Annotated in this window: 20 protein-coding genes and 3 tRNA genes; 14 read left to right on the top strand and 9 right to left on the bottom strand. The window is 63.5% G+C overall.

Annotation, left to right across the window (positions count from 1 at the left end; all coding sequences use genetic code 11):
- Positions 1-196 precede the first annotated feature (196 nt).
- The 6 genes from O3300_RS09245 to O3300_RS09220 all read left to right on the top strand — a co-directional run bounded on the left by O3300_RS09245 (position 197) and on the right by O3300_RS09220 (position 5,088).
- Positions 197-1,357: an ATP phosphoribosyltransferase regulatory subunit gene (locus tag O3300_RS09245; protein WP_099667092.1), complete on the top strand. Its 1,161-nt coding sequence runs from the start codon at positions 197-199 to the stop codon at positions 1,355-1,357.
- A 3-nt stretch (positions 1,358-1,360) separates the two neighbouring features.
- Positions 1,361-2,674: an adenylosuccinate synthase gene (locus tag O3300_RS09240; RefSeq protein ID WP_086147765.1), complete on the top strand. Its 1,314-nt coding sequence runs from the start codon at positions 1,361-1,363 to the stop codon at positions 2,672-2,674.
- A gap of 66 nt (positions 2,675-2,740) precedes the next feature.
- Positions 2,741-3,286, top strand: coding sequence for a phosphoribosyltransferase (locus O3300_RS09235; RefSeq protein WP_034752020.1), 546 nt, complete (start codon positions 2,741-2,743; stop codon positions 3,284-3,286).
- A 67-nt stretch (positions 3,287-3,353) separates the two neighbouring features.
- Entirely contained in the window at positions 3,354-3,863 is a 510-nt protein-coding gene (locus O3300_RS09230; RefSeq protein WP_099667094.1) for a GNAT family N-acetyltransferase, read from the top strand.
- Entirely contained in the window at positions 3,860-4,786 is a 927-nt protein-coding gene (locus O3300_RS09225; protein ID WP_305052763.1) for a WD40 repeat domain-containing protein, read from the top strand. The genes O3300_RS09230 and O3300_RS09225 overlap by 4 nt, the downstream gene beginning before the upstream one ends.
- Entirely contained in the window at positions 4,783-5,088 is a 306-nt protein-coding gene (locus tag O3300_RS09220) for an NIPSNAP family protein (protein WP_034752016.1), read from the top strand. The genes O3300_RS09225 and O3300_RS09220 overlap by 4 nt, the downstream gene beginning before the upstream one ends.
- Positions 5,089-5,094: 6 nt before the next feature.
- Here the strand turns inward: O3300_RS09220 and O3300_RS09215 are convergent, their stop codons facing one another.
- From O3300_RS09215 to O3300_RS09200, 4 genes are all read right to left on the bottom strand, one after another.
- Complete coding sequence (locus O3300_RS09215; RefSeq protein WP_305052762.1) at positions 5,095-5,754, bottom strand: glutathione S-transferase family protein; 660 nt, start codon at positions 5,752-5,754, stop codon at positions 5,095-5,097.
- A gap of 119 nt (positions 5,755-5,873) precedes the next feature.
- Positions 5,874-7,301 (bottom strand): hypothetical protein, encoded by a 1,428-nt coding sequence (locus O3300_RS09210; RefSeq protein ID WP_305052761.1) that lies wholly within the window; start codon positions 7,299-7,301, stop codon positions 5,874-5,876.
- 74 nt (positions 7,302-7,375) lie between these two features.
- Positions 7,376-7,840 carry a hypothetical protein gene (locus O3300_RS09205; RefSeq protein ID WP_289916498.1) on the bottom strand — a complete coding sequence of 155 codons (465 nt, stop codon included), beginning with the start codon at positions 7,838-7,840 and terminating at the stop codon, positions 7,376-7,378.
- A gap of 293 nt (positions 7,841-8,133) precedes the next feature.
- A complete protein-coding gene (locus O3300_RS09200; RefSeq protein ID WP_099667099.1) occupies positions 8,134-9,195 on the bottom strand; it encodes an AI-2E family transporter in 1,062 nt (353 codons plus the stop codon).
- 200 nt (positions 9,196-9,395) lie between these two features.
- On the opposite strand from O3300_RS09200, the gene O3300_RS09195 reads away from it, so the two are divergent.
- The gene (locus O3300_RS09195; RefSeq protein WP_305052760.1) at positions 9,396-10,022 is read left to right on the top strand and encodes a flavin reductase family protein; all 627 of its coding nucleotides are present in this window, start codon (positions 9,396-9,398) and stop codon (positions 10,020-10,022) included.
- Between the two features lie 77 nt (positions 10,023-10,099).
- Here O3300_RS09195 and uvrB read toward each other — a convergent pair whose 3' ends face one another.
- Positions 10,100-12,187, bottom strand: coding sequence for an excinuclease ABC subunit UvrB (gene uvrB, locus O3300_RS09190; protein WP_099667101.1), 2,088 nt, complete (start codon positions 12,185-12,187; stop codon positions 10,100-10,102).
- Between the two features lie 112 nt (positions 12,188-12,299).
- Here uvrB and O3300_RS09185 point away from each other — a divergent pair, with 112 nt between their 5' ends.
- The 6 genes from O3300_RS09185 to O3300_RS09160 all read left to right on the top strand — a co-directional run bounded on the left by O3300_RS09185 (position 12,300) and on the right by O3300_RS09160 (position 15,442).
- Positions 12,300-13,514 (top strand): amino acid aminotransferase, encoded by a 1,215-nt coding sequence (locus O3300_RS09185; RefSeq protein WP_180278725.1) that lies wholly within the window; start codon positions 12,300-12,302, stop codon positions 13,512-13,514.
- A gap of 131 nt (positions 13,515-13,645) precedes the next feature.
- A tRNA-Asn gene (locus O3300_RS09180) sits at positions 13,646-13,721 on the top strand.
- A 135-nt stretch (positions 13,722-13,856) separates the two neighbouring features.
- A tRNA-Asn gene (locus O3300_RS09175) sits at positions 13,857-13,932 on the top strand.
- 123 nt (positions 13,933-14,055) lie between these two features.
- A complete protein-coding gene (locus O3300_RS09170) occupies positions 14,056-14,382 on the top strand; it encodes a Dabb family protein (RefSeq protein WP_289898498.1) in 327 nt (108 codons plus the stop codon).
- 89 nt (positions 14,383-14,471) lie between these two features.
- A tRNA-Asn gene (locus tag O3300_RS09165) sits at positions 14,472-14,547 on the top strand.
- 184 nt (positions 14,548-14,731) lie between these two features.
- A complete protein-coding gene (locus tag O3300_RS09160) occupies positions 14,732-15,442 on the top strand; it encodes an alpha/beta hydrolase (RefSeq protein WP_305052759.1) in 711 nt (236 codons plus the stop codon).
- A 63-nt stretch (positions 15,443-15,505) separates the two neighbouring features.
- On the opposite strand, the gene O3300_RS09155 is transcribed toward O3300_RS09160, so the two are convergent.
- From O3300_RS09155 to O3300_RS09140, 4 genes are all read right to left on the bottom strand, one after another.
- Positions 15,506-16,525, bottom strand: coding sequence for an alpha/beta fold hydrolase (locus O3300_RS09155; protein ID WP_257218906.1), 1,020 nt, complete (start codon positions 16,523-16,525; stop codon positions 15,506-15,508).
- A gap of 90 nt (positions 16,526-16,615) precedes the next feature.
- Positions 16,616-17,638, bottom strand: a complete 1,023-nt coding sequence (locus O3300_RS09150) for a sulfotransferase (RefSeq protein WP_305052758.1) — start codon at positions 17,636-17,638, stop codon at positions 16,616-16,618.
- Positions 17,635-18,372, bottom strand: coding sequence for an aspartyl/asparaginyl beta-hydroxylase domain-containing protein (locus tag O3300_RS09145; RefSeq protein WP_305052757.1), 738 nt, complete (start codon positions 18,370-18,372; stop codon positions 17,635-17,637). Before O3300_RS09145 ends, O3300_RS09150 begins: the two co-directional genes overlap by 4 nt.
- Complete coding sequence (locus O3300_RS09140; RefSeq protein ID WP_289910851.1) at positions 18,357-18,863, bottom strand: N-acetyltransferase; 507 nt, start codon at positions 18,861-18,863, stop codon at positions 18,357-18,359. Before O3300_RS09140 ends, O3300_RS09145 begins: the two co-directional genes overlap by 16 nt.
- 147 nt (positions 18,864-19,010) lie before the next feature.
- Here O3300_RS09140 and O3300_RS09135 point away from each other — a divergent pair, with 147 nt between their 5' ends.
- Positions 19,011-20,027, top strand: a complete 1,017-nt coding sequence (locus tag O3300_RS09135; protein ID WP_305052756.1) for a hypothetical protein — start codon at positions 19,011-19,013, stop codon at positions 20,025-20,027.
- Positions 20,028-20,052: the final 25 nt, after the last annotated feature.

The raw sequence follows: 20,052 nt of genomic DNA, 5'->3' as shown, positions 1-20,052 counted from the left end.
TTTTTTGTGCCCGCCACGCTGTTGCGGGAAGGCGTAAAATGCGGTGTTTTTAGGGCTGTGCGGCAGCGTTTCGGACAACTTATCCCTAAAGGCCCGTGTTTTCGCGTAAAATATCAGGTTCGGCCTCTTGCCTGGCGCGCCCGCCGCTGCCTCGCATGATGCATTTTTTCAACTTTCTTCCGTATCTCGCTCCCTCATGCCGAATTGGCTTTTGCCCGAAAATATTGCCGATGTTCTGCCGTCGGAAGCGCGCAAGATCGAAGAGCTGCGCCGCCTCATGCTGGATAATTTCCGTCTGTACGGATATGAACTGGTCATGCCGCCGCTGCTCGAGTATCTGGAATCGCTGATGACTGGCGCTGGCAAGGATACCGACCTGCGCACGTTCAAACTGGTCGACCAGCTGTCGGGCCGCATGCTCGGCCTGCGCGCCGATATGACGACGCAAGTGGCGCGCATCGACGCCCACCTGCTCAACCGTGCCACCGTCACCCGCCTGTGCTACGCCGGCAGCGTGCTGCATACCCGTCCGTCGGGCCTGCACGCCACCCGCGAACCGCTGCAGATCGGCGCCGAGATCTATGGCCACGCGGGCCTGGAAGCGGATGCCGAGATCCAGGAACTGGCGCTCGCTTCGCTGGCACTGGCCGGTTTCGACGCGGTCCGCCTGGATTTGTCGCACGTCGGCCTGTTGCGCGCTATCATTGCGCAAGACGCCGCTGCCGTGCGCGACGAGGCTGCGCTGTACACCCTGCTGCGCGCGAAAGATGCGCCGGGCTTGCGCGCCCTGACGGCCGGCTACGACGCCGTGACGCGCGATGCGCTGCTGGCCCTGCCGAACCTGTATGGCGATATCGACGTGCTGGCGCGTGCGCGCGAAGTGCTGCCGCCGCTGCCGGGCGTGCTCAAGGCGCTGGCCGAACTGGCCGCGCTGGCCGGTTCCGCGCTGGGCCGCGCCGAAGTGGCGATCGACCTGGCCGACCTGCGCGGCTACCAATATGAAAGCGGCGCGATGTTTGCGCTGTATGTACCTGGCTTGCCGAACGCGGTTGCGCGCGGCGGCCGTTATGACCACGTCGGCGAAGCGTTCGGCCGGGCTCGTCCCGCGACCGGCTTCTCGCTCGATTTGCGCGAACTGGCGCGCCTGTTGCCGACCGCGGAACGGAAGCATTCGATCCGCGCGCCGTGGGGCAGCGCGCCAGAATTGAAGGAAAAAATCGCCGAGTTGCGCAAGGCGGGCGAGGTCGTGATCCAGAGTATGCCGGGTCACAGTAATGAACAAGACGAGTTCGAGTGCGATCGCGTGCTGGTACTTGCCGATAATGGTAGTAGCTGGATTCTTAAAAACTTAGGTTGAGTGATGTCAAAGAAAATTATGGCAAAGAACGTTGTTGTCATCGGCACCCAATGGGGCGATGAAGGTAAAGGCAAGATCGTCGATTGGTTGACCGATCACGCCCAGGGTGTGGTGCGCTTCCAGGGCGGCCACAATGCAGGCCACACGCTGGTCATCGGCGGCGTGAAAACCGCGCTGCAGCTGATCCCGTCGGGCATCATGCGCCCAGGCGTCGCCTGCTACATCGGTAACGGCGTGGTCGTTTCCGTGCCGGACGTGCTGCGCGAAATCGACAAGCTCGAAGCCGTCGGCGTCGAAGTCGCTTCGCGTCTGAAAGTGTCGGATGCCGCACCGGTCATCCTACCTTACCACTCGGCACTCGACCTGGCCCGTGAAGCGGCGCGCGGCGCGGCCAAGATCGGCACCACGGGCAAGGGCATCGGCCCGGCCTACGAAGACAAAGTGGCGCGCCGCGCCATCCGCGTCGCCGACTTGCTGAACGAAGCCCGTTTCGCCGAAAAACTGGCGGAAAACCTCGATTACCACAACTTTGTGCTGGAGCACTACCTGAAGGCTCCGCGCATCGATTATCAGAAGACCCTCGACGACGCGCTGGCCTATGTGCCGCGTCTGCGCCCGATGGTCACCGACGTGTCGAGCGCGCTGTACAAGGCGCACAAGGCCGGCGCGAACCTGCTGTTCGAAGGCGCGCAGGGTTCCCTGCTCGACGTCGACCACGGCACCTATCCGTTCGTCACCTCGTCGAACTGCGTGGCCGGCAATGCCGCCGCCGGTTCGGGCGTCGGTCCTGGCATGCTGCACTACATCATGGGCATCACCAAGGCGTACACGACGCGCGTCGGTTCCGGCCCGTTCCCTTCGGAACTGCCAACGGATGCAGGCGTCGGCCACCACCTGGCGCAAGTCGGCCATGAATTCGGCACCGTGACGGGCCGCGCCCGCCGCTGCGGCTGGTTCGACGCCGCCTTGCTGCGCCGCTCCGTGCAGATCAACGGCGTGACGGGCATGTGCCTGACCAAGCTGGACGTGCTGGACGGTATCGAAACCTTGAAATTGTGTACCGGCTACACCATCGACGGCGTGGCCACGGACATCTTCCCATCGGGCGCCGAAGAAGCCGCCCGCTGCGTACCCGTGTACGAAGAGATGCCAGGCTGGACGGAAAGCACGGTCGGCGCGAAATCGCTGGCGGCCCTGCCGGCAACGGCCCGCGCTTACATCAAGCGCATCGAAGAACTGGTCGGCGTGCCGGTGGACATGGTTTCGACCGGTCCGGATCGTGAAGAAACGATCGTGCTGCGCCACCCATTCGAGTAAGCTGCTGGACACAATCCGCCGCAAGGCGGATTTTTTTAATCACGCTAATAATAAGATTCCACTATCATGACTACCCCACAATCGAACGATCAACATCTCTGGGTCAACTGGGAAGAATACCACCGCCTGATCGAGCGCCTGGCGCTCAAGGTCTACGAATCGGGCTGGAAATTTGACCAGGTATTGTGCCTGGCGCGCGGCGGCGTGCGTCCCGGCGACGTGTTCTCGCGCATTTTTGATTTGCCACTGGCCATCCTGTCGACCAGCTCCTACCGCGAAGACGCGGGCACGGTGCGCGGCGACCTCGATATCGCCAAGTACATGACCATGACCAAGGGCCCGCTGGCTGGCCGCATCCTGCTGGTCGACGACCTGGCCGATTCCGGCGTCACCCTGGACAAAGTCACGCGTCACCTGAAGGAAAACTTCCCTGACGTGACCGAAGTCAAATCGGCCGTGATCTGGCTGAAAGGCTGCTCCGTCGTGCGTCCCGACTACTTCCTGGACGAACTGCCGCACAATCCGTGGATCCACCAGCCGTTCGAAGACTACGACGGCCTGCGCCCGCACCAGCTGGCGGCGTGGATCAAGAAGGGCGAAGCAGGCAAGTAATTTTGCGTGCACTCTTGCTAAAAAAAGACGATCGTGTATCGTCTTTTTTTTCGTCCAAGGAAATGCCATGACCATCTTGCACACGGCGCGCCTGCGCCTCGAACCCGTCACCGAGAAGCATTACGACGCCATGCACGCCATGAACTCGGATACCGAAGTGATGACTTACCTCAATGCGGGCCAGCCAGAGACGGAGGAACATACACGTGCCGCCGTTGCCCGCATCATGGGGCGCTGGGTCGAGTGGGGCTATTCGTGGTGGGCCTTGATCCGCACCGAAGATGAGGTGCTGGTAGGGCTGGCCTGCCTGCAGCATATCGGCGGCGACAAGGCGCAGCCGCACGAAATCGGCTGGCGCCTGGCGCGGGCCGGCTGGGGCAAGGGCTACGCCAGCGAGGCGGCCAACGCCATCGTCGCGCATGCCTTCGACGTCGTCGGCGCGCCCGAAGTGGTGGCCGTGGCCCACCCGGACAATGCCGCCTCGATCAAGGTCATGACGCGCCTGGGCATGCAGTACGTGGGCATGGAGCGCCATTACGACCTCGATAGCGTCGTGTACCGGCTGGTGCGCCCATGACGGCAAGGCCGAAGCCCCTGAAGCTGGGCTGCAGCTACGGCGTGCGCTTTTCGCCCGAAGGCACGCGCCTGGCTGTGCTGGGACGCGACCTGGTCCTGTGGGACGTGGCGGCGCGCCAGAAGCTGTGGCGCGGCAAATTCATCGCGCACATGTCGGACATGGCCTTTTCGCCCGACGGCAGCCGGCTGGCCATCAAGAGTACGACGGGCCAGATGGTTGTGGTGGATGCCCTCGCTGGCCAGTTGCTGCTGAACTTACAGAACAAGAAGGAGGGCGAAGGCTGCGGTCCCGCGTGGTCGCCTTGCGGGCAGTATCTTGCCGACGGCGGCTGGGATGGCCGCCTGCGGGTGCGCGACGCGCAAACGGGCGAGGTGCTCTTCATGCAGGCGCACCCGGGCGAGATGCTGCGCGGCATGTGGGCTATCGATGGCGGCCGGCGTTTGCTGCTCCTGCATGGCGTCAAATCGGTGGAAGAGGGGCAAGTGCAGCCGCCCGACTATTGCAGCGTGTGGGACTGGCCGCTGCAGGCGGGCGCCGGCCGCGTGGTGCTGTCGCTGCCGAAGCTGGCGTCGTGCGCGCCGTCGCCCGATGGCACGCTCCTGGCAGTGCTGCATTACGCTGACGCTCAAGAGTGTCTGTCCGTGCATGCGCTGGACGATGGCCGCCGGCTGGCCACGGTGGCCGTGGAGGCGGGCGGCGGCACGGGCGACGCCTTGCGCTGGCTGCCCGACGGCGGTGCGCTGGGCCGCATCGGCAAGGGCAAGCTGCTGTTCTACGCCTGGCCGGGACTCGGCGTGCTTGCCGAACACGCCATTGCCTATCCCTGCGCACTGGACTTCTTGCCTGGCACGCCATTGGGCGCCATCGGCTCCTGGGAGTCCGGCATGCTGACGGATCTGAATCTTCACAAGGAAACCGCATGATTACCTGTTACCTGCGTTACATCATCGACCCGTATAAATTGCGGGAATTCGAAGCCTACGGCAAGCTGTGGATACCGCTCGTCGAACGCTTCGGCGGCCAGCACCACGGCTATTTTTTGCCGTCCGAAGGCGCCAGCAACGTGGCGCTGGCCATGTTCTCGTTCCCCAGCCTGGCCCTGTACGAGCAATACCGCAGCGACTCGATGCAGGACGCCGAATGCCAGGCCGCCTTCCGCTATGCGGAAGAGACGCGCTGCATCGTCAGCTACGAGCGCAGTTTTTTCCGCCCCGTGTTTGCCTGAACGGGGTCAGTCGCGCTGCGGCGCGCCCAGGGGGAAGAGGTGGCGGTACGGACGTGCCTCCTCCACCGCGCGGGCGAACGAAGGACGGGCCAGCAGGCGCGCGCGGTAGGCGCGCAGCAGGGGCAGCGTTGCGGAAATCGGCTGCGTCCAGTCCGCATAGAACAGCGCGGGGGCGGCGGCGCAGTCGGCCAGGCTGAAGCGGTCGCCGGCGGCCCACGTCCTGCCGTCCAGGTGCTGTTCCAGCCAGGCGTAGGCCAGGTCCAGCTTTTCGCCGGCAAACGCGCGGCCTTCGCGGGTCTTTGCCGGGTCGCCAGTCAGGGCGGCGCCGACGGCATGCTGCACGGGTGTCATGACGTGCAGGTCGAAGTAGCGGTCGAGAAAACGCACGTCCAGCGCCTGCATCGGGTCGTCCGGCAGCAGGCGCAGCGGGCCCGGATGGGCCAGTTGCAGGTATTCGATGATAATGCTGGTCTCGGCGACGTTGCGCTCGCCGTCTACCAGCAGCGGAAACTTGCGCAGTGGCCAGCGCTCGAGCCATTGCTGCAGGTTTTCCGGCATCTCCTGCGCCAGGCAGCGGAAGGCGAACGGGATGGCGTTCTCGTACAGCGCGATGAGTACCTTCTGCGTGTACGAGGAAAAGGGATGGCCGTAGAGGATTAGCGACACGGTGGGAACTCCTGTCATTGTGAAAGGTTGGCAACACGCGCGTGTGCCAACGATAGTGCAATGACAGGATCAATGCAAGCGGTACGCGCCATTCCCGCTTGCCCGCGTGGCGCGCCCGCCTAGCCGAGGTTCGCCAGGTAGCGCAATCCCGTGATGCTGGGGAAGAAGCAATACACGCCGCCCCGCGTGATGACGCTGCGCGAGAAATGCTGCAGTTCGGTATTGCCGCTTCCCTTGGCGCCCACGCCGGGCAAGGTGAAGGAACTGTCGTCCGGGTCGTTGATGCCCAGGAACACGTCCTGGCCGCTGATGTTGAACGTGGCATCGCCCGCCTCGGGACCGGCCGGGCCGACGGCCGATTTGACGAAGGCATCGTCATTGTTCCATTGCTTCATCAGGAATTCAAACTGATTGCGCAGGCTGGCATTGATGAAATAGCCGACCAGGCCGCGCTGCTCCGCGATGGGTGCTGCCGGATCGTATTCGCTGCCGTAGGGCATGGCGCGCCGCACGATGCGGTGGTGGCGGGAGGGGGCGCCCACGACGGCTTCGTCGCGCGGATTGTTGCGCCGGATATGCGCGCCGATCGGGCATTTCAGGCCCAGCGTGTCATCGAGGTCCGGCTGCGCATCGACATAGTGAAAGCGGTTCAGGCTGGCGTCCGGCAGCACGGGGCCGGCCTCGTCCGGCCTGAGCACGAGCGGATTGCCGTTGCGCCAGCGCCCGCACATCTTGGCGGCCACCATTTCGGTCGTGAGCCCGGAACTGGCCGCGCCTTGGCTCAGGATGCTGTCGAACAGCGGCACGTCCTGCTCCAAGATGCGGAAGGCGGCATAACTTCCATTGGTGGACAGTTGCGGCGGCTGCACCTGGTAGGTGCCGCCGTTTTCATTCGGATAGCCGAGCAGGAATTCCCCCGTCTTGACGCTGTTGAGCGGGTCAGGGTCGTGCTCGCGCTTGCGCTGCGGGGCGCCATCGACGTCGGGCTGGGCGATGCTGTCGCGGTAGCCGAAATGCACGCGGTTGTCTGGCAGGGCCACGCCGTCGTGCGCATACAGTTCGCGCCAGCCGGCGGCAAAGGCGCGGCGTAGTGTGGCCGAGGTCGCCTGCAGCACTTCCGTCGATTCGCTGACCCATAGGCTCAGCAGCGCATGCACCTGGCCATGCTGGGTAGCCGGCCCCAGGTTGCCGAGCCAGTGCTCGGGGGCGCTGTCGCCCACGTCGCCCACGGCAGTGACGCTGGCCGGATCGGCCGCGCCCCGTTGAAATGCCTGGTCAAAGGTGGCGAGGTCGGTCGCGGCAACGCCCAGCGCCGACAGGCCGGGAGCGGTAAAGCTGAGATTCAGGAAGCAGGGTGGTTTGGGGTGGATGTGCCGCGCGGTGGTAATGGATGGCAAGCCGTCGCTGCCGTCGAGCAGGGCCGCGATGGTGCGCCGTGCCTGCGCCGCATCCGTGATGCTGAAGATGAAATGGCGCGCCAGGTTGACGCGGTAGCCGCGCAGGATCGTGCCTTGCACGTCGTCGTAATCGATGGTGGAATCGGCCATGCTGTCTCCGGGGGCTGGGGTGGTGGCTGGCAGGGTGGTGGGGCCGCTTGCGCAGCCCCGGCGTGGCTTTCGGCTCAGGTTCGGAATGCGGCGATGATTTTCTGGACGGTCTGCGGATAGGCGCTGTACAGGCCGTTATTGGGCACGTGCTGCGCGGCGTCGTTGGCCGTGATGAAGGCTTCAAATGCAGCCACATGGTTGGCAACGGGAATCAGCGCCTTGCCGCCCACGACAAATTGCAGCAGCGCGTCGAATACCTCGCCCAGTTGGCCCACGAAATCTTCGATGTAGTCGTTGAAGTTGCCGTCATACTCGGTGATCACGCCGATGACCAGGCTATCGGAAGTGCCCGCCGATTGAATGTTGGGCAGCAGGTTGGGCTGGGAGCGGTCAAGCAGGGTAAAGCGGGCAAAGTGCACGGTACCGATAGTGGTAAGGGCGGCATTGATCTTCGGTTGGTATTCCAGCAATGTTGCGGCGATGGCGGTCGGATTGGTGCCTGGCAGCGCCGGCATCATTAAGCACAGTGGATTTGCCATGGGAGGCTCCTCATTACGTGGTTGTCGGGACGACCGACACTACGCCGCGGCACCTGCTGCGTCAAAAACTATATTTTCGCATCTGTTGCTAAATACACACTGTTGCATCATGGTAAATGATGGGAAATGCGGTCTCATGTGGATAGTTGCCGAGCCTGGTCAGCGCTGGCGGGCACTCTGCCGCCAGGCTGTTCCGGCCTGTTTCAGGAAGCGCAAGTGGCGCCGCCGGCAAGCCGGCTTCCGTCGCCATTATTTTTGCAGGATGGGGTGCTGACGCTCCCGATTGCCACGCTTCAATCCTCGGCCTGGAATTCGCTGGCCGAGACGAACAGATCCCACGAGGCGATGAACAGGGCCGCCACCACGGGGCCGATGACAAAGCCGTTCAGGCCGAACAGGGCCATGCCGCCCACGGTCGACAGCAGCACCACGTAGTCGGGCATCTTGGTGTCCTTGCCCACCAAAACGGGGCGCAGCACGTTGTCGACCAGGCCGATGACGAAGACGCCGAAGGCGGCCAGGCCCGCGCCTTGCCAGATGGCGCCCGTGGCCAGGAAGTAGACGGCCACGGGCGCCCAGACGAGGGCGGCGCCGACGGCCGGCAGCAGCGACAGGAAGGCCATCAGCACGGCCCACAGCAGGGGCGCGGGCACGTCGAGGAACCAGAATGCCAGACCGCCGAGGGCGCCCTGAGCAATCGCCACGAGGATGTTGCCCTTCACCGTGGCGCGGATCACCGTGGTGAAATTGGTGAACAGGCGTTGCTTGTATTTGCGGCTCAGCGGCACGGCACCCTTGATGCGGGCCGACAGGGCCGAGCCATCGCGCATCAGGAAAAACAGCAGGTACAGCATGATGCACAGGCTGGTGAGGAATTCGAAGGTGTACAGGCCCACATTGATGGCTTTCACCGCCACCACCTGGCTCACCTGCGTGGCGCCCTCGGCCAGCTTGTCCTGCAGGCTGGCCAGGCTGGTCAGGTTGAAGCGGTCGAGCAAGTTGATCAGCCATTGCGGCAGCACCGCCATGATCTTATCGAAGAACATGGCGACCGTGATTTCCCCCGAACGTACCATTTCCACGACGCTGGCCGCCTGGTTCACCAGCGACACGGAAATGAGCGACAGCGGCAGGATCACGATGACGATGATCAACAGCAAGGTGAGCAGCGACGCCACGCCGGCGCGGCCCCTGGTTTTTCGCAGCAGCCAGCGGTACACGGGCGCGAACAGGATCGCCAGGACGACGCCCCAGAAGATGGCGCCCGCATAGGGCGCCAGTATCCAGCCGAAGCCGATGGTGACGACGCTCAGGAGGAGCAAGAACACTTTCTGGTGCAGCGTGAGGGTAGGCATGGGCGGTGGCGCTATGATCAGGGTTGAGTTGCCCCATCATAAGCGAGGCGTGCTGCGGCGCGCCATACAATTGTCGTGCTGCGTGCGCGAACGCACTTGGCGCCGGCGGGCTGGCAACGCGGTGGCGGCAATTCCAGTAAGCTGTCGTTCCAGGCGTTCCATCCCGGGCGTCTTGACTTCCTTTGACTGCAGGAGCGCGCGTGCTTGACCCCATTCACTTTTATGAACCCGTACAGGGCCATGGCTTGCCGCATGACCCGTTCAACGCCATCGTGGGGCCGCGGCCCATCGGCTGGATCGCCTCGCGCAGCGGCGAGGGCGTGCTGAATCTGGCGCCGTACAGCTTTTTCAACGCCTTCAATTACCATCCGCCGCTGATCGGATTTTCCAGCATCGGCCGCAAGGATACCTTGCGCAATATCGAACAAACGGGCGAATTCGTGTGGAACCTGGCGACGCGTCCGCTGGCCGAGGCCATGAATGCCAGCTGCGCGCCGGCGCCGCCCGAAGTCGACGAATTCGCGCTGGCCGGCCTGACGCCGGCCGCCTCGCGCCTCGTCAACGTGCCGCGCGTGGCCGAAAGCCCCGTGTCCTTCGAATGCCGGCGCACGCAGATCATCGAACTGCAGGGCGCGAACGGGGACGGTGTCGGCAGCTGGCTGGTGCTGGGGGAAGTGGTGGGCGTGCATATCGCGCGCCACCTGCTGACCGATGGCGTGTACGACACGGCCGCCGCCGCGCCGATATTGCGCGGCGGCGGTCCGGCCGATTATTTCGAAATCGGACCGGACAGCCTGTTCCACATGCTCCGGCCCAGTTATCCCTGAAGGAGCGAGGCGGGGCGCTATTGCGGCATGACGCAATGGCATGCGCGACCGGCCAGCCCCCATGCCTGGCGTGACATTTACTTGCCCAGGATCGACGCCACGTTGTCGGTGCCCGGTGCGCCGAACAGTTGCTGCTTGAGGATGTGCAGCTGGTCGCGCACCTGCGCCGCCTTTTCGAACTCCAGGTTCTTGGCGTGGTCGACCATCAGTTTTTCCAGGCGCTTGATTTCCTTGCTGACCTGTTTTTCGCTCATGGCTTCGAACTTCGCCGCTTCCTGCGCCACCTGCAGGGTTTCGCGCGCTTCCTGCGGGCTGTAGACGCCGTCGATCATTTCGCGGATCGATTTCTTCACGCCGATCGGGATGATGTTGTTGGCCGTATTGAAGGCGATCTGCTTGGCGCGGCGGCGCTCCGTTTCATCGATGGCGCGGCGCATGGAGTCCGTGATGCGGTCGCCATACAAAATCGCCGTGCCGTTCAGGTTGCGCGCGGCGCGGCCGATGGTCTGGATCAGGCTGCGCTCGGAGCGCAGGAAGCCTTCCTTGTCCGCGTCGAGGATGGCCACCAGCGACACCTCCGGCAAGTCCAGGCCTTCGCGCAGCAGGTTGATCCCCACCAGCACGTCGAAGGTGCCCAGGCGCAGGTCGCGCAGGATTTCCACGCGTTCCACCGTCTCGATGTCGCTGTGCAGGTAGCGCACCTTGATGCCATGGTCGCCCAGGTATTCCGTCAACTGCTCCGACATGCGCTTGGTGAGGGTCGTCACCAGCACGCGCTCGTCCTTCTTGATGCGCTCGACGATTTCCGACATCAGGTCGTCCACCTGGCTGCTGGCGGGGCGCACGATGATCTGCGGGTCGACCAGGCCGGTCGGACGCACCACCTGCTCGACCACCTGGTCGGAATGCGTCTTTTCGTATTCGGCCGGGGTGGCCGAGACGAACACGGTCTGGCGCATCTTTTGTTCGAATTCCTCGAATTTCAAGGGCCGGTTGTCCAGCGCGGACGGCAGGCGGAAGCCGTAGTCGACCAGGTTGGTCTTGCGCGAGCGGTCGCCGTTGTACATGGCGCTCAGCTGGCCCGTCAGCACGTGCGACTCGTCGAGGAACATCAAGGCATCGGGCGGCAGATAATCGACCAGGGTGGGCGGCGGTTCGCCCGGCAGCGCGCCGCTCAAATGGCGCGAATAGTTCTCGATGCCCTTCGTAAAACCGATTTCCGCCATCATTTCCAGGTCGAAGCGCGTGCGCTGTTCCAGCCGCTGCTCCTCGATCAGTTTATTTTCCTTGCGGAAAAATTCGAGGCGCTCGCGCAGCTCGTCCTTGATGGTTTCCACGGCGCGCAGCACGGTGGAGCGGGGCGTCACGTAGTGCGAACCCGGATACACGGTGAAGCGGGGGATCTTTTGCCGCACTCTGCCCGTCAGCGGGTCGAACAGCTGGATCGATTCGATCTCGTCGTCGAACATTTCCAGGCGCACGGCCAGCTCCGCATGCTCGGCTGGGAAGATGTCGATGGTGTCGCCGCGCACGCGGAAGGTGCCGCGGCCGAAATCGACTTCGTTGCGCGTGTACTGCATCTGGATCAGGCGCGCGATGACGTCGCGCTGGGCGACCCTGTCCTTGACGCGCAAGGTCAATATCATCTGGTGGTATTCGTTCGGATTGCCGATACCGTAGATGGCCGAGACGGTGGCGACGATGATGACGTCGCGCCGCTCCATCAGCGACTTGGTGCACGACAGCCGCATCTGCTCGATATGTTCGTTGATCGACGAATCCTTCTCGATGAACAGGTCGCGCTGCGGCACGTAGGCTTCGGGCTGGTAGTAATCGTAGTAGCTGACGAAGTATTCGACCGCGTTCTGCGGGAAAAAGTCGCGGAACTCGCTGTACAGCTGCGCCGCCAGCGTCTTGTTCGGCGCGAAGACGATGGCGGGCCGGCCCATGCGCGCGATGACGTTGGCCATGGTGTAGGTCTTGCCGGAACCGGTCACGCCCAGCAGCGTCTGGAAGGCCAGTCCGTCGGCAATCCCCTCGGATAACTGGGCGATCGCCGTGGGCTGATCGCCGGCCGGAGGGAAGGGCTGGTGCAGCTTGAAGGGGGAGTCCGGGAAAGAGATAATTGCGCTTTCCGCCTCGCTGGCGGTAGATAATTCGGGCATGTGAATCAGACCTTTGTTAGAATAGTGCTCTGCTGGCGGCCCTGGCGTTGTATTTTGGGGCGCTGTCTACAACTCCGCTGTGAACCTGCTTCCAATCGAATCCAATCTTATCATGACGAACCCAACTGTTTCTGCCAGTCTGTTTAGCGCCATCGAGATGGCCCCACGCGACCCGATCCTGGGCATCACCGAAGCATTTAACGCGGACCAGAATCCCGCCAAAATCAATCTGGGCGTCGGCGTCTATTATGACGACAACGGCAAAGTGCCTCTGTTAGCTTGCGTACGCAAGGCAGAAGCCATCCTGATCGAACAGGCCGCCCCACGCACCTATCTGCCGATCGAAGGCCTCGCCGCCTACGACAAGGCTGTGCAAGAACTCGTATTTGGCGCCGATAGCGCCGTAATTCAAGAGCGCCGCGCCGTGACCGTGCAAGCCATCGGCGGCACGGGCGCGTTGAAGATCGGTGCCGACTTCCTGCAGCGCTTCGCGCCGGGTGCCCAGGTCTACATCAGCGACCCGAGCTGGGAAAACCACCGCGCGCTGTTCGAGAACGCCGGTTTCGTCGTGAATAACTACACGTATTACGATGCCGCCACCCATGGCGTGAACTTCGACGGCATGCTGGCCAGCCTGAACGCCATGCCAGCCGGTTCCATCGTCGTGCTGCACGCCTGCTGCCACAACCCGACCGGCGCCGACCTGAGCGTGGCCCAGTGGGATCAGATCATCAGCGTGGTGACCTCGCGCGGCCTGGTGCCGTTCCTGGACATGGCCTATCAAGGCTTCGCCAACGGCATCGCCGAAGACGGCGCCGTGGTGCGCCGCTTCGCCGACGCGGGCGGCCCGCTGCTGGTATCGAACTCGTTCTCGAAATCGTTCTCGCTGTACGGCGAGCGCGTGGGCGCCCTGAGCGTCGTCGCCGCCAGCGCCGACGAAGCGGCACGCCTGCTGTCGCAGCTGAAGCGCGTCGTGCGCACCAACTACTCGAACCCGCCAGTACACGGCGGCAAGGTGGTCGCCACCGTTCTGGCCACGCCGGAACTGCGCCAGCTGTGGGAAGAGGAACTGGCCGGCATGCGCGTGCGTATCCGCGAAATGCGCAATGCCTTCGTGGAAAAGCTGAAAGCCAAGGCGCCAGGCCACGACTTCGAATTCGTGCGCCAGCAAATCGGCATGTTCTCGTACTCCGGTCTCACCAAGGAGCAGGTGGCGTCGCTGCGCGAGCAGTCGATCTACGCCGTCGACACGGGCCGTATCTGCGTGGCAGCATTGAATTCGCGCAATATCGACATCGTTATTGACGCGATCGCCAAAGTGCTTTAAGATCTTGCTTCTTCGGCGCTGCATGCAAGTGCGGCGCTGATGGCGGTAGAAAGTCGGCGATGGCCGTGTTTGTGAAGATGCGGTATCAGTCTTGCAAATATGGAACAAGCGACATATAATATTGCCTCTTTTCCCTGATAGCTCAGTTGGTAGAGCGACGGACTGTTAATCCGCAGGTCCCTGGTTCGAGTCCAGGTCGGGGAGCCAGAATTCGGAAGGCCACGTTGAAAAACGTGGCCTTTTTTGTTTTTGCGCCGCCGGTGCGCAGCTTGGGGCAAGATAAGATTTTCCCTATGGAAATCTGGACAGCGCCAAGTTTGGCCTATATAATACGGCCTCTTTTCCCTGATAGCTCAGTTGGTAGAGCGACGGACTGTTAATCCGCAGGTCCCTGGTTCGAGTCCAGGTCGGGGAGCCAGAATTCGGAAGGCCATGTTGAAAAACATGGCCTTTTTTGTTTTCCACCGCCGCCAGCGGGGCTTGCCTGTGCGTGATCGCGTTTTGCGCTATCCTGAATGCATCACTTCAGGAGCACCTTCCCATGACTTGTACCTCCGCCTTGCGCCACATCGTCCTGTGCGACTTCCTCGACGGCATCACGTCTGCCAAGCACGCCGAGCTCGTTTATGAGTTTTCCCAGCTGAAACACCGCATTCCCGGCGTGCGGCAATTCGAATGGGGGCCGAACGTCAGCCCGGAAGGCCTCGATGACGGCTTTACCGATTGCTTTACCCTGACCTTCGATGACGCCGCCGCGCGCGACGGGTACCTGACCCATGCGGCCCACCTGGCCTTTGTCGAGCAGCTCAAGCCATGGCTGGGCCGGGTGCTGGTCTTTGACTACTACCCGCAAGAGCATCCCGGCTGACCGACGGGCAAGGCGCAGCCGGGAAATGTACATTTTTCTCGGGGAAATCTGGACATCGTAAAATTTCCCCTATAGAATGCGGCCTCTTTTCCCTGATAGCTCAGTTGGTAGAGCGACGGACTGTTAATCCGCAGGTCCCTGGTTCGAGTCCAGGTCGGGGAGCCAGAACACGCAGTAGCAGAAAGCCCAGCCTTCACCGGTTGGGCTTTTTGCGTTTCAGGGTCGGCGCAGACGCCCGTGTCGCCTGCTCTTGATCCACCGCATGGACCACCAGGCATCTGGCGCTATGCTGGAAGAGACAAGGCGTTGGCGGCTCTGTCATCGCTTGCAATTTCCGGGAGGGGCTGACATGGATGACATCGCGCGCGCCGGACCGGCAACGATCGTGCTCGTGCATGGTGGTTTTGTCGACGGGTCCGGCTGGGAAGGCGTTTACCGGGTACTGCGTGACGAAGGCTGTCACGTTGCCGTTGTGCAAAACCCAACGCTATCGCTGGCGGACGACGTGGCCGCGACGGGCCGGGTCATCGCCGCAGTGCCTGGTCCCGTGGTCCTGGTCGGTCATTCGTATGGGGGCGCCGTGGTCACGCAAGCGGGGAACGATCCCAGGGTCAAAGCATTGGTCTACATCGCGGCGTTTGTGCCCGATCAAGGGGAGTCTGTCGATTCCTTGCTGAAGAATGCCCCGCCTGGCGCGCCGGTGCCGCCGATCTTGCCGCCGCACGATGGCTTCCTGCTGCTCGACCAGAAAAAGTTTGCGGCCGCCTTCGCCGCCGATGTGCCCAGGCACAAGGCCAACTTCATGGCGGCATCGCAAGTGCCCTGGGGGATGGCTGCCTTGACGGGCGTGGTCAGCGCGCCAGCGTGGAGGAGCAAGCCCAGCTGGTATCTGGTCGCAACCGGGGACCAGATGATTGCACCGGCGATGCAGCGCCAGATGTCGGAACGGGCGGGCTCGACGGTGGTCGAAGTTGCCGGCAGCCATGCCATTTACATTTCGCAAGCCCACGCGGTGGCGTCGCTGATCCGCAAGGCTGCGGCGAGCATTGCCGGCGACTAGGCCGGCAGTGTGCCGGCCAGCCTGTCGGCCCCCGAAAAGGGCCCCATGCCATGGGGCGTCGGATCAGGGCTTGGCAGTCGCATCCAAGGTCTTGATGATGGCTTCTTGAAATTGTACCGGTTCATCCTGGTGTATCTGATGCCCGGAATGCTCGAAGAAAAACAAGCCCTTCCTTGGCGCCTTCAAGGTGTCGAAATACGCTTGCGTGATCCTGGTCGAGGTCTGGATATCGTTTTTGCCGACGAAGAAATACACGGGGCAGTCAACACTCTTCAAGGTCTTGGGCAAATCAATGTTCATGACCTCGTTCCAGACGGGCGACCAGGTCTTTGACCATTGCAGAAAACCCGTCTTGAAACCTTCGCTCGTCGCAAATGCCTTGCCATCCTTGTAAAAAAGCCATTTCCGTAAATAAAACATGCTTTCGTCACTCGCAAACGGAAAACTGATGCTGTTCAGCTCCTGGCTGGCGACGGCATTGTCCTTGAAGTGCACTTTCAAGGCTTGCAGCAATTCTTTCTCGCTTTCCAGCTGGCTCACGACAGGATTCGACGCGAAATAGGCATGCAGCAGTTCCGGGTGACGCTTGACGATATCAAAGCCCAGGACGTTGCCCCAGGAACTGCCCAGCAAGTATATTTTGTCCTGCTTTAACTCCTTGCGCAGAAATTGGATGACTTGATACGTGTCCTGCTCCATCTGCCCGACGGACGGCTGCGTGGGGGAGGGATTCAGTTTCAAGGTTTTTCCGGCATCCCGCTGGTCCCATTGCACAATCGTAAATCTGCTTTTCAGGAGATTCGTAAAGGCATCCGCCCCCTTGATCATGGAGCTTCCCGGGCCGCCGGATAAAAACAGCAGCACGGGCTTGTTCGCGTCGTCCGTCTTGATTTCCACCACTTGCTTGATGCCGCCAATATCGGGTGTCAGGGTGGTGGTGACTTCCGCGGAAGCGGGTGTCGCTGCCGCCGTGGTTTGCGCCTTGCATGCGTAGAAGGGAATCAGGGCGGTCAAGAGCACTGCCAATGTCATTTTTTTTATCATGGTGTCAGGGTCGGTTTCAGGTTGCTTGCACCGGCGCATTCTGCGCCGCAGTTGAACAGCTAATTTATCGCATGGTTTCCAGCGGGTACGTCGGGATGTCTCCTCGTTAAAAAGTTGGGTTTATGAAAATCATTGACCTTGCCCGGCATGCAGCCGCAACGCTTCCAGCGCCAGATAAGCGGCTTGCAATTGCGCGGCGATGGCGGCCAGGCCGCTTGCCGCGGGCGCGGGCGGATCGCCGTGGTAAGCCGTGCCGTACTTCGCATGCACGCCGCCTTGCGCGCGCATCGCTTGCAACTGCGCCGCTGTAGGGGCGATGCCGAAGCGGGGCAATACATCGCTGAAAAGGATGTCGGGCAATTGCTTATAGTTAATTAATTGCAACTGGCCTGCCGCCGCGTGGGACCGGGCGGCGTTGAACAGGCTGGCCAGCACGAGGCCCGTATAGCCATCGAGATCGCCCGGCGCCAGCTGGTGCGCGGGCAGCGGCAGCTGTGCCGGGTGCAGCATGCCGGGCACCATCTGCGGGCCGCGCTGGCGCCGGTGCGAGGCCAGCACGGCCAGCGGTTCGCGGTAGACGAACAGGCAGGGCGTGCCGGGAAACGCTTGCCGCAGCAAGTCCAGGCTGTGGATGTGCCAGCAGTCGAACTTGATGAAGAAGTGCGTCTGTGCGCCGGAACGGCGCTGGCCCAGGGCCAGGATGGCCTGGCGCAGCAGGGCGATGCCGGCGGCCGGGTCGCTGCTGTCATGATGCAGGCGCAGCAGCGAGTCGATGACGGGCGGCTCGGACATCACTATGCATTGCGGCAAGGACGCCAACAGCTGGCTCAGCAGGGTCGAGCCGCAGCGCGAGACGTGGAAGATGAAGGCGTCGGGCGCCAGGCCATCGCCGAGCGTCGCCAGCGCCGCCAGCGGCGTGCGGCAGACGCGGCGCTCCCCGTGCGGCTGGCGCGCCAGGGTATTGACAAAGAAGGCGTCGCTGAAGGGTGTTTTTCCCAGCTCGCGCCAGCACATGGCGGCGTCCGCCCATGTTTCGCCCCGCTCCACGTACAGCGGATACCAGCCGCGCAGGTCCATGCCCTCGTGCCACGTTACCGTCTCGCCCCTGGCCAGCAAGCGTTCCTGCTGGGCCAGGCCCGGCGTGGCGCTCACGGCGCGTTCCCGTCGGCCAGGGCGGCCAGCGCGCTGGCCAGCGCCAGGCTGGCGGGCGAGGGCGATAGCCGCAACTGGGCGATGACGGCCCGCACATTGCCATCGTTGATGCTGGGGTCGCCATACCTGTGGGGCGCTTTCGGCACGAAGCCGGCCGAGGCGAACAGCGCTTCGAGCCAGGCATTGCTGATGCAGTCGAGCACGAGGTGGATGCGCGGCGTCGCGCCCCGGTTGTGCACCGCGTGCAGGCAGCTGGCATCCATGTACCAGGCGTGCCCGGCCGTGAAGTGGACGGTCTCACCATCGATGGTAAACAGCACCTGCGGCGAGGTGTGGATGGGGATATGGATGCGGACGAGGCCATCGGCCAGCGACATGCCGGCGTCGCGGTGCTCGCGGATGAGGGTGCCCGGCGCCAGCGCCATCAGGCGCGCGGCGTGAAGCTCGCATGCGAAGCTGGCAAGCACCTCGCGCAGGCAGGGGCAGCGCGCCAGTTGCGGCGTGGCGGCATAGGCGGGGCCGTTGACGGGCATGATATCGCCGGCTGCTCCGCCTGGCGAGCGCAGCGGTATGCAGCTCCAGCCCGTGTCGTAGGCGCCCGTGTTGAAATGGCTGATCCACTCGCCGGCGGCGAACTGGTCGCTGTCGCCCTGCATGCGCGCCACGTCGAAGCGCAGCGGCAGTTGCAGCCAGGTGCTGGGCGGATTCGGCGCCGGCACTATGGCGCGCTCCATTCCAGTTGCTCCTGCACCTCGTTTTCCCCGCGCAGGCGAAAGCCCAGCCGCTGGTACAGTGCGCGCGCGGCGGCGTTGCCCTTGTTGACGGCAAGGTGGATCTGCCATTGCTCCGCAGCGGCTTGCGCCTGCAGGCCGCGCAGCACGGCGCTGCCGGCGCCCTGGCCTTGCGCGGCGGGCAGGATGGCGATGTCGACCAGGTGCAGCACCTGATTCCGGCGCTCCAGGATCAGGCGGCCGATGGGCGTGTCGCCGTGCTGCAGCACCAGGTACACGGCGTGCGGATACGTCTGGCGATAGCCGTGGCTTTGCATGCGCTGCTGCATGGCGATCAGCTGTTCGATGACGGCGGGCGCGGCCGGCATCTGGCGCAGGTCGTCGCGCGTGGAGCCGTACAGCGCGGCGGCAAAGCCTTCGTCGTCATCGCGCTGGACGCGCAACTGGTAGGGGGCGGGCAGGCTGGCGAGGGCGGAAAGCGGCAAGGCGTGCATCGGTGCTCCGGTAGGTGGTTGCGATGGCGGCAAATGAGCAGGCATGTATTTATTTGCTATGCTGCCAATTTTTCCGCGTACTTGCAATCATTTCAAGGAGGCCGCCATGCATTCTGTCTTTATCCCGCCTCGCCCGTGGAGTCGCGCGTGAATCCGGCGCGCGCGGAACTGGCCGCCATTGCGGCCGCGCTGTGCGATCCGCAGCGCTCCCTGGCCAGCCTGGTCGGTGAAACGGTGCAGCTGCGCCAGCTCGTCGAGCGCCATTCGCGCCTGTCCATGGACCGGCAGGACGGCTTGCGCGATGGCGAGAGTTTTCTGCCCAGCGGCTGGGCCATCTCGCCCGTGCAGGCGGGACTGTGCGCGCGCGAGCCGTACCGAAGCGCCGCTTTCATCCAGGGCCTGGCGCTGGCCGTGCGCGAGCGCCTGGACGTGAGCGGCGGGCAGCCCGTGCGGGTGCTGTATGCGGGTTGCGGCCCGTTCGCCCTGCTGGCCTTGCCGGTGATGGCCGTGCTGGATGCGCAGTTGGTGCAGTTTTCCATCCTCGACGTGCATGCCGAGACCCTGGCGTATGCGCGCGACCTGATCGCAGTCCTGGGCCTGGACAGCCACGTCGCCGAGTACCTGTGCGCCGACGCGGCCGCCTGCCGCATTCCTGCCGGCGCCATGCCGGACGTGATCGTCAGCGAAACCATGAATACGGCGCTGGGCAAGGAGCCGCAGGTGGCCATCCTGCGCAATCTGCACGCGCAAGCGCCCGCGGCGACGCTGCTGCCGGCGGCCGTCACCGTGCACCTGGGCCTGGACCGGCGCGCGCCGGATGCGCCGTGCACCGACTGGGGTCGCGTGTTCACCCTCGATGCGGACGCCTTGCGCGCCTGGCAGGATGAAGGGGGCGACAGCTTGCCGGCCGCCAGCATCCGCCTGCCCGAGGTACTGGAACAGGCGCCGCGATTGCTGACGCGCATCCGCGTGCATGGCGACATCGTCCTGGGCGACCATGAGTGCAGCCTGAACCTGCCCCTGGCCTTGCCCGGCAAGCCCAGCCTGGCCGGCGGCAGCGTGCTCGACTTCCATTACCGCCTGGGCAGTCAGCCGGGACTGGCGTTTTGCCTGCGCAGAATGCCTGAATCCATACCGGAATTGCCCAGGGCAGTGTCTCAGTAGTAGTACTACATTGGCAGACTATTTA

Origin of the sequence: Janthinobacterium sp. SUN206 (assembly GCF_030587305.1) — a bacterium.
Classification (GTDB): Bacteria; Pseudomonadota; Gammaproteobacteria; order Burkholderiales; family Burkholderiaceae_D; genus Janthinobacterium; species Janthinobacterium kumbetense.
This window is presented reverse-complemented; position numbering and strand designations above follow the sequence as displayed.